Origin of the sequence: Streptomyces sp. NPDC005017, from assembly GCF_042873115.1 — a bacterium.
Lineage (GTDB): Bacteria > Actinomycetota > Actinomycetes > Streptomycetales > Streptomycetaceae > Streptomyces.
Map to the genome: position 1 here is coordinate 394,400 of NZ_JBIALD010000004.1, position 13,104 is coordinate 407,503.

Consider the following 13,104-nt stretch of genomic DNA (forward strand, 5'->3'; position numbering starts at 1 on the left):
TCATCGCGTCCGCCGCTCTGGAACGCCCGCGGCGGCACGGCGGCCTGGGGGGTCGGAATGAACGTATGGACGGTGCCCGGATACGCCGAGTCGCAGGAACTCGGCTCCGGGGCGAGCGGACGGGTCGTACAGGCCGTGCACCGCGACTCCGGTGTGCCCGTCGCGGTGAAGTACCTCAACGACTCGCTGCGCACCCGGCCCGGCTTCGTCCAGGAGTTCCGCGCGGAGGCCCGGCTGCTCGGCGGGCTGGACAGCCCGTACGTCGCCGGGCTCTACGAGTACGTCGAGAGCCCCGACGGCGCCGCCATCGTGATGGAACTGGTCGACGGCGTCTCCCTGCGCACCCTGCTGGCCCGCCAGACCGAGGCGCTGGAACCCGAGGCCGCGCTCGTCCTCCTCAAGGGCTCCCTGCTCGGCCTCGCCGACGCCCACCGCCTAGGCGTCGTCCACCGCGACTACAAACCCGAGAACGTCCTGGTCGCCCCGGACGGCACCTCCCGCCTCGTCGACTTCGGCATCGCGGTGGACTCCGGGATCAGCGCGGGCATCGCCGGCACGCCCGCCTACATGGCCCCCGAGCAGTGGACCGGCGCCCCGGCCTCGCCCGCCGCCGACGTGTACGCGGCGACGGCCACCTTCTTCGAGTGCCTCACCCGCCGCAAGCCGTACACCGGCGAGAACCTGGCCGAGCTGGCGCTGCGCCATGTCGACGCGCCCATCCCCGCCGAGCAGGTCCCCGCGCCGGTCCAGGGCCTCGTGCGCCGCGGACTGGCCAAGGACCCGGACCAACGCCCCACCAGCGCCAAGGACTTCGTACGGGAGCTGGAGACGGTGGCCGGCGCGGCCTACGGGCCCGACTGGGAGGAGCGCGGCCGCGGCCGGCTCGCGGCCCTGGTCGCCCTGCTGCCCCTGCTGCTGCCCTCGCCCCGCACGGCACCGCGGGGGACGACCGACGTCGCGCGCACCGTCCTGGCCCCGGCCGCCCCGGCCGGCGGCGGGCTGCGTCCGTGGCTGCCGGGCCGGGCGGGAGCCCTCGTGTCCGCGGCCCTGATCGTGGTGGCCGTACTGCTGGCCTACGGGGCCCGGCCGGCCACGGGCGCGTCACCCGGCGAGGCGGCGCAGGCCCTGGCCACCACGAGCGCGGGGCCGGGCACGGAGACCACGGACCCGTCCGCGCCCTCGGCCTCGGCGTCGTCCTCCGAGAGCTCGTCGCCGTCCGCCTCGGCCTCACCGAGCGAGTCGGTCTCCGGATCGGCCTCCGCGGAGCCCTCCGCCTCGGCGACCTCGACGCCGCCCGGCGGAACGACGCCGCCGCCGGACGGGGAGACGCCCCCGCCGGGCGGCGGCACCCCGGCCCCGCCGACCACGGACCCGCCGACCTCACCGCCCGGGCCCGTCGTACCCGCGGTCAAGGACGTGGCGGTGGTGGAGTTCCGGCAGACCGGCCCGGTCACCGCGACGGCGACCCTCACCGTCACCACGGACGGACCCGGACCGGTGTCCATCACGGTGTCCTGGTCCACGAGCGACACGACCTCCGCGCTGGGCACCCCGGACGGCAGCGAGACCTTCCAGCGCAGCGGCGCCACCAGCTACACGATCACCGTGGACCACACCTTCGTGACGCGCGGGTGCTACTGGTCCGTGCAGGCCGCGACCAGCCCGGCCTCCGCCGACGGCGGCGCGTCGCAGACACTGCTGACCAGGCAGTGTGACATCCGATGACAGGGACCGACGACCGCATGCCCGAGCCCGAGGACAGGACTCCCGCTTCCGAGGAGGCCGAGTACAGCGCCACCGTGCTGGCCAGCCACTGGATCCAGCGGCCGGACGACGAGGAGGAGGGCGCGGCCGGGTCCACGCGCCGGGAGACCGCCGACCCGGCCGGCGTCGGCGGGCCGACGCTGCGCGAGCCGGTGGCCGGGCCCGCCGAGCCGACCGTACGCGAGACCGGGTCCGGCCTCTTCGAGCCCACACGGCGCGAGAGCCCGGCCGATCCGTTCGAGCCCACGGTGCGCGAGCCCGGGGCGGGCGTGGCGGAGCCCACCCGCCGGGTGACCGGAGCCGGCCCCCTCGAGCCGACCCGCCGCGACGGCGGGGCCGGTCCCGCGGCGCCGGCCTGGCCCGAGGCGGCCGGGGAGTACCCGGACGAGCCGACGCGACGGGCGCACCCCAGCGGTCCGGCGCCCCCGGACGGGCCCGGCGAGACCGCGCCGGACCGGGTCGAGGGCACCCTGCTGCGGTTCGGCCCCGGAGTCACCGCGGCCGTCGCCCAGCGCACCCAGCGGCCGCTGCCGGTCGTGCCCGCGCCCCGCGTCCCCCTCCGCCGGCGCCTGCGCCGCCACACCCTCCCCGCCGTGGTGTTCCTCTGCGTGCTGGCCTTCCTCGCCTGGCAGCGGCTCGGAGCGCCGATCGAGGTGCGCACGGTCACCGTCACGACCAGCCCGTCGGCGCTGGAGTGCGGCGGCACGACCGACGTCTTTGCCCGTGTGTCCACCAACGGCCGTCCCGGCACGCTGACCTACCGCTGGGTCCGCAGCGACGGCACCTCCTCCGCCGTACTGCGCGAACGCCTCGCCCGGGGCCAGCGGCACGCGAACCTGCATCTGCGCTGGACCTTCGAGGGCGAGGGCCGTCACCAGGGCCGGGCCGAACTGCGCATCCTCAGCCCGTCCGGGCGCACGGCGACGGCACGGGTGACGTACGACTGCCCCTGACGGCCTGCGGACGCCGGGGCAGGGCCGGTCAGGGTCACCGCCATGGGGCTGGACATCACCGTGCTGATCGCCGACTGGTCCTGGCTGACCGAAGTGCCGCCCGGCGAACGGCCGGAGCGGCTCCGGGACGCCTGGTACGACGACGCCACGGGGCCCTGGGAGCCCGACGCCCCGGTGGCCGACTCCGGCCGGTTCCGGCCGCGCGGCCCCGGCCACCTCGAGCTCCGTGGCCCCCGGATGCGGGTCACGGCTCCGCGGACGGTCCCCCCGGATGGCGTACGGCCTTCTTCACGTCGTCCTCGACCTGGTTGCGGGCGGTGCCCTGTTCCTGGGCGAACTCCGTGACCGACTGCTGGACGTCACGGGCCAGGTCGCGCCAAGCGCGCCAGGCCGTCTCGTAGACCTCGGTCTGGTGCCCGGTCCACGGGTGCTGCGCCGGGGGTCCGTACTGGTCGCGCAGGTCCTCGACGCGTAGGTGCGCCTCGTCGGCCGCGCGCTGCTTCTCGATCAGCTCTTCGAACGTATGCGCCACCTTGTGATCGTAAGAAGGTCCGGCCGATCCCGCGCGGCGACGACTCCACCCCTGGTTGCATGGTCATGCATTGTGATGCATACTCTTCCTATGTCCAAGGTCCTCACCTCCCTTCCGGCCGGCGAGCGCGTCGGTATCGCCTTCTCCGGCGGCCTCGACACCTCGGTCGCCGTCGCGTGGATGCGCGACAAGGGTGCAGTCCCCTGCACCTACACGGCCGACATCGGCCAGTACGACGAGCCCGACATCGCCTCGGTGCCCGGCCGCGCGAAGACCTACGGCGCCGAGATCGCGCGCCTCGTGGACTGCCGGGCCGCGCTCGTCGAGGAGGGCCTGGCCGCGCTCGCCTGCGGCGCGTTCCACATCCGCTCCGGCGGGCGGGCGTACTTCAACACCACGCCGCTCGGCCGTTCGGTCACCGGCACCCTGCTGGTCAGGGCGATGCTCGAGGACGACGTCCAGATCTGGGGCGACGGCTCGACCTACAAGGGCAACGACATCGAGCGGTTCTACCGCTACGGCCTGCTCGCCAACCCGCACCTGCGGATCTACAAGCCCTGGCTGGACGCGCACTTCGTGACCGAGCTGGGCGGCCGCAAGGAGATGTCGGAGTGGCTGCTCGCCCACGAGCTCCCCTACCGTGACAGCCCGGAGAAGGCCTACTCCACGGACGCCAACATCTGGGGCGCCACCCACGAGGCCAAGACCCTGGAGCACCTGGACACCGGCATCGAGACCGTCCAGCCGATCATGGGCGTACGGTTCTGGGACCCCTCGGTCGAGATCCTCGCCGAGGACGTCACCATCGGCTTCGAGCAGGGCCGCCCCGTGACGATCGACGGCAAGGAGTTCGCCACCGCGGTCGATCTCGTCCTGGAGGCCAACGCCATCGGCGGGCGGCACGGACTGGGCATGTCCGACCAGATCGAGAACCGGATCATCGAGGCCAAGAGCCGCGGCATCTACGAGGCGCCCGGCATGGCCCTGCTGCACGCGGCCTACGAGCGCCTGGTCAACGCCATCCACAACGAGGACACCCTCGCCCAGTACCACAACGAGGGCCGTCGCCTCGGCCGGCTGATGTACGAGGGCCGCTGGCTGGACCCGCAGGCGCTGATGATCCGCGAGTCGCTCCAGCGCTGGGTCGGCGCGGCCGTCACCGGCGAGGTGACCCTGCGGCTGCGGCGCGGCGAGGACTACTCGATCCTCGACACCACGGGCCCGGCCTTCAGCTACCACCCCGACAAGCTGTCGATGGAGCGCACCGAGGACTCGGCCTTCGGCCCGTCGGACCGCATCGGCCAGCTCACCATGCGCAACCTCGACATCGCCGACTCGCGCGCCCGGCTCGAGCAGTACGCGAGCCTCGGCCTGATCGGCACCGCGGGCCCGGCGGTCGGCGCCGCCCAGGCGGCCGCCACCGGCCTGATCGGCGCGATGCCGGAGGGCGGCGCCGAGGCCATCGCCTCCCGCGGCGAGGTCTCCGAGGAGGACGAGGTCCTGGACCGCGCGGCGATGGAGTCCGGCACGGACTGACCGCCCCGCCACAGGGAGTGACCGCACCGGCCGCGCGGACCGACCGCACGGCCCCCGGGACCACGGACGACGGAGCCCGGGTACGGCGATGCCGTACCCGGGCTCCGGCCTGCGCCGGCGGGCGTCGTCAGGCGCGCTGCCAGAGCGCGGGCACGTTCGGCGGCTCCCAGCCCGGCTGGGCCTGGTGGCCCTGGAGACACCGGTAGGTCGCGCCGCCGTAGGTCACCGTGGCGCCCGCCTGGTAGACGGTGCCCGCCTTCCAGGTGCCGCCCGGCTCACCGGGTTCGCCCGGCTCGCCCGGTCCGCTGGTGGTGGTCTTCAGGGTGAGGCCGTAGGACTGGAGGATCGGGTTGATGGGCTGGAAGAAGGTCGTCCCGCCCGAGCTGCAGTTGCCCGAGCCGCCCGAGGTGACGCCCTGGGCCTGGCTGCCCGAGATGTAGGAGCCGCCCGAGTCGCCCGGCTCGGCGCACACCGTCGTCCGGGTGACACCGGAGACGGTGCCCTCCTGGTAGGTCACGCTGGTGTTGTGCTGCTGGACCGTTCCGCAGTGCCAGCCCGTGGTGGAGCCGGAGCGGCACACGGAGGCGCCGACCGCCGCCTGGGTGGAGCCGGCCACCTGGGCGGACGAGCCGTTCACATAGGGCGTCGCCGTCCAGTTGGAGTTCACCGCCACCCACGCCATGTCGTTGCCCGGGAAGACCGAGGCCTGGAAGGTGCCCTGGGCCACCCGGTTGGAGCCGCTGGTGGTGGCGCCGGCCCGGCCGCAGTGGCCAGCCGTCGCGAAGCCGTGCTGGGTGCCCCGGGTCACCGGGAAACCTATCGAGCAACGGCCGCCGCTGCCCATGTAGTACGCGTCGCCGCCCCGCAAGTCGTACAGCGGGCGGGGGCGTTCGGCGGACACCACGGTCCGGGCGAGCGAGGCGTCGACGCCCGCGGCCCCGAGGACCTCGCGCGCGGCGTCCGGCCGTACGGCCTGCACGACCAGGGAGTTGGTACGGACGTCCACGTACCAGACCGGGGTGTCGGCGGTGTCGTGCCGGGCCGCGTAACGGTCCAGGCGGGCCTTGGCCGCGTCCAGGTCGGCCAGCGAGCGGCCCACCACGAGCGCGCGGGCGCCCCGCGCCTCGATGGCCGCCGCGTCGGCGGCGTCCGTCGTGGCCACGGTCAGCGTCGCGGACTCCGCGCCGCGCACCCACGCGCCGGCGAAGTCCGTGCCGAGCGCGGCGCGCAGCGCACCCGCGGTGGCGCCCGCCTCGGCCTCGTTGGCCAGCCGGCGCTCCGCCTGACCCCGGTCGAGACCGAGGTCGCGCTGCATGGCGCGCAGCAGGGCGGGCGGAGCGTCGGCGGTCCGCAGGGTGGCGGCGGCCCGGGAGGGTGCGGCGGCGTCGGCGCCGGCGCTCGCGGTGCCGCTGAGCCCGGCCACGAGCAGGGCGCCGGCCGCCGCCGTAGCGGCGCACAGGGCTCTGGCATGTCGTCGGAGCATGGGGGAGGTCTCCTCGGAATCGGTGGGGGAGGTGCCGAAACCGTAGGGAAGCCCCGCCGACTCGCATAAGACGTCGGCCGACCCCCTGCCCCGGTGTTATGGAAGCCCCGCGTGGAGGGGGAGTCGGTCAGGGCCCTTCTGACGGATCTGCGCGGCGTCGCGACGCCCGGCACGCACTCTCCCCCACCGCCTCAAGGGCGTGGGAGGTACACCCCAGCCGCACGGTGTGGAGGGACAGCCGGCTCCGCCACACGACCCTCCGCACCGCACACCGATCGCACGCACCGGACGCCGCCCCTACTCCCACGGAGATCCGTCGGAAGGGCCCTGGTCCCGGGCGCCGTGGACCGCGAGCCACTCGGCGTAGCTGCCGCTGCGCGCCGCCGCGCCCGCGTGCGCGCCGCGGGCCTGCGCCAGCACGGTCGCGGCGCGGTCCGGCTGCTGGGTGGCGGGGTGCCAGCCCAGCAGATGACGCCAGTTGAGCGGTGTACCGGCGAGCGGCCGGGTGGTGATCCCGGGCGTCGGCGGGAACGTGGCCCGGCACAGCCCCACGGCCCGGCCCACCTGCACCAGATGCACGCAGGACGCGGTGTCCGTCTCGTACATGCGCCGCGGCGTGAACCCGGCGCGGGCGCAGGCCGCCGTGAAGCAGTCCGCGAAGCAGCCGTCGCCGGGCACACAGGCCCACTCCTCGCCCGCCAGCGCGGCCAGGTCGGGTTCCTCCGGTCCCAGGGCGAGCCGGTGGCCCTCGGGGAGCATCACGAACACCGGGTCGACGGCGATCTCCTCCCAGATCAGCTGCGGGGCGCCGGGCGGCGGAGCCGAGCCGCAGGTGCCGGCCAGGGCGAAGTCCAGGCGGCCCTCGGTGAGCAGTTCCGCGAGTTCGCGCTCGGACCAGGAGGCACAGGTCGTGACCGTGGCCTCGGGCGCCGCGTCGGCGAGCCGGTCCACCAGTGCGCCGAGCAGCGGGCCGTGGGTGCCGCCCAGCCGCAGCCGCTCCCGTGTACGGCGGGTCCGGGCGAACCGGGCCGCCTCACGCTGGAGTTCGCTCACCGCGGGCAGCACGACCCGGGTGCGCTCCAGCACCAGTTCGCCCAGCGCCGTCGCCCGCACGCCGAACCGCCCTCGCTCGAACAGCGTTCCGCCCAGGGTCCGTTCGATGCGGCGCAACTGCGCGCTGAGCGCGGGCTGGGCCAGCCCCAGTTCCGCCGCGGCCCGGGTGAGACTGCCCGCCTCCGCGATCGCCCGGATGGTTCTCAGGTGCCGCAACTCCAACTCCATGCTGGGAGCTTGCGGCGCGGGGGCGGGGACGGCAAGGGCTTGGTACGGACCAGTGCCGATATGTGCCCGAGTCGTGTCGTGGGGCCGGTGTCCGGGGCCGCCCCCGCGGTACGCGATCTTGGGAATCCCGGCGGGCCGACCGGGGAATTTCCGCCGCCGCCCGGACGTATTACCTGTCGAGGACGGAGATCCGGGACCGGGTACCCGACGGTTGGGGTGCCAGAGGTCACGGCCCGCTCCTCACGACGACCCACGGGGCACGACGGAGGGGGAGCAGCCATGAAGGCCGACGACGCGAGCGGGCAGGTCCGGACGGACGAGCACGTCGAGACCACCCTGGCCGACGGACGACGCATGACCCTGACGCTTCCGGCCACGGACGCGCCCTGGGCCGCGGACGGCATAGCCGCGCTGCGCGTCGTCCCGCCCACCCACACCGGCCGGGCCGAAGCACCGGCCCCGCTGCCGGAGCAGCCGCCGCTGCCGCTGGAGACCGCCCTGCTCCTCGGCGGCCCGGTGCTCTGAGACGCCGTCACGGGGACGGCCTGCCGGAGCAGGCGCGCACGCGTGTCTCTGCGCGCGCCCCTGCTCCGGGACCCGTCGGCCTCAGCGCACCAGTTCCGAGGCCAGCAGGTCCATGAGCAGGCCGTCGTGCCATGTGCCGTCGGAGCCGCGTTCGTACTGCCGCATCACACCCACCGGGCGGAAGCCGGCCTTGGTGTAGCAGCGGATCGCGGGGAGGTTGTCGGCGGCCGGGTCGATGATCAGGCGGTGGTAGTGGTGGTCGTCGACGAGATGGCGGGCCAGCGTGCGGACGGCGTCGGTGCCCAGCCCCCGGCCGTGCACGGCGGGCGCGAGGAAGAGGTCCATGCCGGCGTGCCGGTAGTCGGGGTCGTCCTCGGCGTACCACTGGATCAGCCCGGCGATCCCGCCCTCGGCCTCGATGGTGTAGGTGTGGGTGCCGGGGTCGTCGAGGTCCGCCGCGACCTCCGCGCTGAGATCGTCGCCGCCGCGCCAGCGGGCTCTGACCTCGGGCGTGGCGCGGATGGCCGCCAGTGCGGGGACGTCGGCGGGGGTGGCGGGACGCAGGACGACATGGGTGCCGTGGAGCACGGTCATGCGGACGAAGCCTACGCCCACGGAGTGCGTCGCGGCCGTGAGCGGGCTGTCCGCGGCCGGTGCACCACAGCGCGCGCTGTCCGGATGCGGCGGAGCACCTCCATGGCGGCCGGGGCTGCAGGCCGCCCGGTCCACCGTGTCGTCAAGGTGCCCCCCGGGGCGCGGTGTTGCAGATCACCGTGTGAAGGTTGAGGTGAGAGGGCAGGGATCTTGCCTGCGGACCTTTGACACTTGTGGGGGACTCCTTGAGCGTGTGTGTGATCGGTGCGGGCTTGTCGGGGCTGGCGGTCACCCACGCCCTCGCGATGCGAGGCGTCGACTTCGTGTGCCTGGAGAAGGCACCGGACGTGGGCGGCATCTGGCGCCAGCCGCAGGCGGGGGAGCGGGGGCCGGGGTATCAGGCGCTGCATCTGAACTCCGCCAAGGATCTGACCGGTTACGCCGGCTACCCGATGCACGACGCGCTCCCCCTCTACCCGCGGCACAGCGAGATGGCCGCCTATCTGCGGTCCTTCGCCGACTGGGCCGGGGTGAGCGACAGGATCGAGCTGGGCACCGAGGTCGTCTCGGTGCGGCAGGCGGCCGACGGGACATGGACCGTCGTCAGCCGGGACGCGTACGGAGCCGAGCGCACGCGCCGGTTCGGGCAGGTGGTCGTCGCCTCGGGGCACAACACGCTCCCGAACATGCCGGATCCACTGCCGTACGGCGCCGACTCCTTCGGCGGCAAGATCCTGCACGCCCTCGACTACCACGACGGCCGGGACTTCGACGGACAGCGCGTGGTCGTCGTGGGACTCGGCGCGTCGGCGGTCGACATCGCCGCCGATCTGTCCCGGCACGCGGCGCGGACGGTGCTCTCGGTCCGCCGCGGGCTGCACATCCTGCCGAAGCAGCTGTACGGCCTGGCGCTGGACCACATAGCCAACGCCCCCTGGTGGACCCGGATGTCGCTGCCGGAGCAGCGTGCCTTCATCGAGCAGGCCCTGCTGGTGGCGCGGGGCAGACTGGCCGACTACGGGCTGCCCGAGCCGGATCACCCGATCTTCGCCTCCGCCGTGACCATCTCCGACGACATCCTCAGCCGGATACGCCACGGCGGGGTGATCCCCCGGCCCGCGATCCACTCCATGGCCGGGAACGTGGTGCGGTTCGCCGACGGGAGCGAGGAGGAGGCCGACGCGATCGTCTACTGCACCGGCTACCGGATGTCGTTCCCGTTCCTGCCGGCCGGCTGGCCGGCCGGGCCGCGCGGGTCGGTCGAGCTGTACAAGCGGGTCGTCGCGCCCGAGCTGCCGGGGCTGTACTTCATCGGTCTGATCCGTCCGGTGGGGACGATCACCCGGCTCGTGGAGGCCCAGTGCGCCTGGGTCGCGAGGATCGTGTCCGGCGAGCTGCGGCTGCCGTCCGTGGACGTCATGCGGGAGGAGATCGCCACCCATCTGAGCGGTGTCGCCGAGAGGTACGGGGAGGGCGAGAGCTCCTCCATCCAGGTCGACGTGGTTCCCTACCTGCGGCAGCTCGCCGCTGACGGCTGATGCGGGTCCGCCCTCGGGCGCAGGGTGCGGGCGGATCCGACCGCACCCTCAGTGACGTGACCATGACACTCAGTGAGCCGACGCCGTCCGCTGGACGGGCATCGTCATCGGGGGGCGTACCGCGTAGGCCTCGGACGAGAGGTAGACGGTCACCCGCGGTGCCCGTCCGTGCTGGTGGGCGAGCGCCAGATAGGCGATGAGGCCTACTCCGTCCTCCAGCCGTCGGCTGGTGACCGCTGACACGGCCCGGTGCAGCGGCCCGGGGTCCATGCCGTAACGGTTCAGCAGGGTCACCGCTCGGTCCAGGGACTCCCCGTCGTGCCGGGCGTAGTCACGGACCGGGATGTACAGGGTGAAGCCGTCGGGCGTCCCGGTCGTGGCGTCGGTCAGGACATGGCAGGACTGGCCGGGACGCCGGTCGAGCCGTAGATCCTCGCCCGGCATGCTGCCCGTGGCGGTGCGGAAGAACTCCTCGATCCCGGCCCGCTCCGGTCCCGGCGACATCCGCGACAGACCGGCCGACTCCTCGGCCGACAGGTCGTGATGGGCGAGGTAGACCTTCACCCGGGGCACGTCCCAGTCGCCCAGATCCAGGGCGAAGAACAGGGGGCGGCCGGTGTCGGGCAGCGAGGCGTACGCCTCCTGGTGACCGAGCCGGTCCAGCGCGCGGCGCACGGTCGCCGCCGCGTGGTCCCGGCCCGCCGCGGCCGGGTTCAGATAGACCTTGACCTTCGGCACACCACCCGCGCGCAGCTCCAGCGCACACCACAGCGCGAGCGGCCCCTGGGCGTCGGGAGGGAAGAACAGGTCCTCCAGGTCGTCGAGCCGCCGGGTCGAGAAGCCCCACCGCCGTCCCATCGTCCGTACGGCGTCCAGGCCGGCACGGCCGCTCAGCTCGGTGGTCGCCTCTCCGCACCCCGGCTCCAGCAGAACCCGCAGCTCGGGCGCGGCACCCACGGTGAACGAGAGGGAGAACTCCACCGGGGTGTGGTCGTCGGAGAGGAAGCTGAGGTCCGGCGGCGGCTGATCCAGGGGCTGCCCGGCCACGTGCCCGAGGGTCTGCGTGACCACCTTCGCGTACGACACGGCGTCGGCGGGCGGCAGCTCGGCGACCTCGCACAGCCTGAGGAGCTGACGGCCCGTGAAGTCACCCAGGGCCGGTGCGGCGAGGGCGTTGCGGCTCGGCGTCATGGGTGCCTCCGGCCTCTGCCGCCATGCGCGGCCGGAGCGGAGGGAGCCGGGCACTCAAGAAGATACCCGCCTGCTCGGGCGGGTATCTTCCCTTCCTGCCTGTGGAGTTGGCTTCTTGCGCCCCGGCCGCGGGCCGGCCGGCCTGAAGGGGCCGGGCGGAGCACAGCGGAGCCGACGGGTATTCGAAACACGAACCGTCCTTGGGTCGAGAACCGTTGAGGAAACGCGGTGATCATTACCCGGGCGCTTGAAGCTTCATGCAGTCCTGTGTGGACGATGAGTGTTGTGTGAATCACCTCGTCCACATATGGCTTACTTGCGGATCATGTGGCTAGATTCCCCGCTCCGGCCGATCACTTGGCCAGCCAGTTGAGGAACGAGCTCCACAGACCGGTCCGTTCGCCACGCGCCCCGGTCTGCGCGGGCTGCTGGACCTGCTCACCCCGGGCGCTCGGGGCGGCGGGCCGCCGCACCGGCTGCACGGGGGTGAATCGCGCGGGCAGCGTGGCCAGACCCCGGTTGAACGGACCGGGACGCCACGTCAGGATGTCCTCGGGCACGGCGAGTTCGACGTCGGGCAGCCGGTTCAGCAGGTGCTCGATCGCCGTGACCGTGATCTGACGCGCGGTCTCCTTGGACGGGCACGCGTGCGGCCCCGCGCTCCAGGCGAGGTGCGCCCGGTTGCTGCCGGCCTGACGGGCCGTCGACAGCGCGGGTCCGGTGTTGGCGGCCGCGAAGCTGACCAGCATCAGATCGCCCGCCCGCACCTTCTCCCCGCCGAACTCCATGTCGGTGGCCGGGAAGTGCGCGCCCAGGTTCTGCATGGGCGGGTTCTCCCACAGCGTGTCGTCGATCGCGTCGTCGATCAGACCACCGGCGTTGGCGTACGCGTCGTGGGTGAGCAGCCGGTGCAGGGTGTTGCCGATCAGGTTGCGCAGCGGCTCGTTGCCGCCGACGAGCAGCAGCGCGATCTGGTGCACCATCTCCTCGTTGGTGAGGTCGGACTGATGCTGCATCAGCCACGAGGTGATGTCCTCACCCGGCCTGGCCCGCTTCAGCGCGATCAGCTCGCCGATGGCGGTGTACATCACCTCGGCAGCCTTCTCGGCGTTGATCCCGTCGAACAGGCCCGTCGCGCCGAACAGCACCCGGTCGCCGATCTCGGCGGGGCAGCCGAACAGTTCGTTGAAGACGAACAGCGGCAGCTGCTTGGCGTAGTCGCCGAGCAGGTCGACCGAGCCGCGCTGGGAGAACTGGCCGATCAGGTACTCGGCCACGCGCTCGGTGCTCTGGCTGAGCTTACGCGTGTCCACCCGCGCCATGGTGTCGGTGACCGCCTGGCGCAGCCTCAGATGCTCGGCGCCGTCGGTGAACATGCAGTTCTGCCGGTAGGCGAGCACCGGCAGGATCGGGCTGTCCGCCGGGATGCGGCCCTCGTTGAGGTCCCGCCAGCGCCGCGAGTCCTTGCGGAAGGACGTCGAGTCCTGGAGGAGGTGCAGCGCGGTGGCGTAGTCGGTGACCAGGGTCGCCTCGACGCCCGGCGCGATCTCGACGGGCGCGGTGGGCCCGTAGTGGCGCAGGTAGTCGTAGTACGACTGCGGGTCGGCCGCGAACTCCGGCCCGTGCAGCGGCACTCGGGCACCGGAGCCGTGCGCCGGGCACCCCGGCGGGGGCACGGGTGCGGTGGAACGGTCGTCCATGTTCTGG

The 13,104-nt window shown here is 73.5% G+C and carries 11 protein-coding genes; 5 read left to right on the top strand and 6 right to left on the bottom strand.

All coding sequences use genetic code 11. The features are described 5' to 3' along the window. The first annotated feature begins 57 nt into the window (after positions 1 to 57). Complete coding sequence (locus tag ACFYR0_RS09000) at positions 58 to 1,725, top strand: serine/threonine-protein kinase (protein ID WP_389323600.1); 1,668 nt, start codon at positions 58 to 60, stop codon at positions 1,723 to 1,725. Then, complete coding sequence (locus tag ACFYR0_RS09005; protein WP_389323603.1) at positions 1,722 to 2,717, top strand: hypothetical protein; 996 nt, start codon at positions 1,722 to 1,724, stop codon at positions 2,715 to 2,717. The genes ACFYR0_RS09000 and ACFYR0_RS09005 overlap by 4 nt, the downstream gene beginning before the upstream one ends. 244 nt (positions 2,718 to 2,961) lie before the next feature. Here the strand turns inward: ACFYR0_RS09005 and ACFYR0_RS09010 are convergent, their stop codons facing one another. Next, on the bottom strand, positions 2,962 to 3,249 hold the full coding sequence (locus ACFYR0_RS09010) for a hypothetical protein (protein WP_389323606.1): 288 nt from the start codon (positions 3,247 to 3,249) through the stop codon (positions 2,962 to 2,964). A 90-nt stretch (positions 3,250 to 3,339) separates the two neighbouring features. Between ACFYR0_RS09010 and argG the strand changes: the two genes are divergently transcribed. Continuing rightward, the gene (gene argG, locus ACFYR0_RS09015) at positions 3,340 to 4,785 is read left to right on the top strand and encodes an argininosuccinate synthase (protein ID WP_389323609.1); all 1,446 of its coding nucleotides are present in this window, start codon (positions 3,340 to 3,342) and stop codon (positions 4,783 to 4,785) included. Positions 4,786 to 4,912: 127 nt separating this feature from the next. Here argG and ACFYR0_RS09020 read toward each other — a convergent pair whose 3' ends face one another. Continuing rightward, complete coding sequence (locus tag ACFYR0_RS09020; RefSeq protein WP_389323612.1) at positions 4,913 to 6,268, bottom strand: alpha-lytic protease prodomain-containing protein; 1,356 nt, start codon at positions 6,266 to 6,268, stop codon at positions 4,913 to 4,915. A gap of 297 nt (positions 6,269 to 6,565) precedes the next feature. Continuing rightward, positions 6,566 to 7,549, bottom strand: coding sequence for a LysR substrate-binding domain-containing protein (locus ACFYR0_RS09025; RefSeq protein ID WP_389323615.1), 984 nt, complete (start codon positions 7,547 to 7,549; stop codon positions 6,566 to 6,568). A 279-nt stretch (positions 7,550 to 7,828) separates the two neighbouring features. Here ACFYR0_RS09025 and ACFYR0_RS09030 point away from each other — a divergent pair, with 279 nt between their 5' ends. Beyond that, on the top strand, positions 7,829 to 8,074 hold the full coding sequence (locus ACFYR0_RS09030; protein WP_389323618.1) for a hypothetical protein: 246 nt from the start codon (positions 7,829 to 7,831) through the stop codon (positions 8,072 to 8,074). Between the two features lie 81 nt (positions 8,075 to 8,155). On the opposite strand, the gene ACFYR0_RS09035 is transcribed toward ACFYR0_RS09030, so the two are convergent. Further along, positions 8,156 to 8,668, bottom strand: a complete 513-nt coding sequence (locus ACFYR0_RS09035) for a GNAT family N-acetyltransferase (protein WP_389323621.1) — start codon at positions 8,666 to 8,668, stop codon at positions 8,156 to 8,158. 245 nt (positions 8,669 to 8,913) lie between these two features. Between ACFYR0_RS09035 and ACFYR0_RS09040 the strand changes: the two genes are divergently transcribed. Then, positions 8,914 to 10,206 (top strand): flavin-containing monooxygenase, encoded by a 1,293-nt coding sequence (locus ACFYR0_RS09040; RefSeq protein WP_389323624.1) that lies wholly within the window; start codon positions 8,914 to 8,916, stop codon positions 10,204 to 10,206. 69 nt (positions 10,207 to 10,275) lie between these two features. Here ACFYR0_RS09040 and ACFYR0_RS09045 read toward each other — a convergent pair whose 3' ends face one another. After that, complete coding sequence (locus ACFYR0_RS09045; protein ID WP_389323627.1) at positions 10,276 to 11,397, bottom strand: tryptophan dimethylallyltransferase family protein; 1,122 nt, start codon at positions 11,395 to 11,397, stop codon at positions 10,276 to 10,278. A 353-nt stretch (positions 11,398 to 11,750) separates the two neighbouring features. Further along, the gene (locus tag ACFYR0_RS09050) at positions 11,751 to 13,097 is read right to left on the bottom strand and encodes a cytochrome P450 (RefSeq protein ID WP_389323630.1); all 1,347 of its coding nucleotides are present in this window, start codon (positions 13,095 to 13,097) and stop codon (positions 11,751 to 11,753) included. Positions 13,098 to 13,104 lie beyond the last annotated feature (7 nt).

Bases quoted from the DNA above. Each gene is read 5' to 3' on its own strand.
- ACFYR0_RS09050 (WP_389323630.1), bottom strand. From the start codon at position 13,097: ATGGACGACCGTTCCACCGCACCCGTGCCCCCGCCGGGGTGCCCGGCG.
- ACFYR0_RS09005 (WP_389323603.1), top strand. From the start codon at position 1,722: ATGACAGGGACCGACGACCGCATGCCCGAGCCCGAGGACAGGACTCCC.
- ACFYR0_RS09020 (WP_389323612.1), bottom strand. From the start codon at position 6,268: ATGCTCCGACGACATGCCAGAGCCCTGTGCGCCGCTACGGCGGCGGCC.
- ACFYR0_RS09035 (WP_389323621.1), bottom strand. From the start codon at position 8,668: ATGACCGTGCTCCACGGCACCCATGTCGTCCTGCGTCCCGCCACCCCC.
- ACFYR0_RS09030 (WP_389323618.1), top strand. From the start codon at position 7,829: ATGAAGGCCGACGACGCGAGCGGGCAGGTCCGGACGGACGAGCACGTC.
- ACFYR0_RS09045 (WP_389323627.1), bottom strand. From the start codon at position 11,397: ATGACGCCGAGCCGCAACGCCCTCGCCGCACCGGCCCTGGGTGACTTC.
- ACFYR0_RS09000 (WP_389323600.1), top strand. From the start codon at position 58: ATGAACGTATGGACGGTGCCCGGATACGCCGAGTCGCAGGAACTCGGC.
- argG (WP_389323609.1), top strand. From the start codon at position 3,340: ATGTCCAAGGTCCTCACCTCCCTTCCGGCCGGCGAGCGCGTCGGTATC.
- ACFYR0_RS09025 (WP_389323615.1), bottom strand. From the start codon at position 7,549: ATGGAGTTGGAGTTGCGGCACCTGAGAACCATCCGGGCGATCGCGGAG.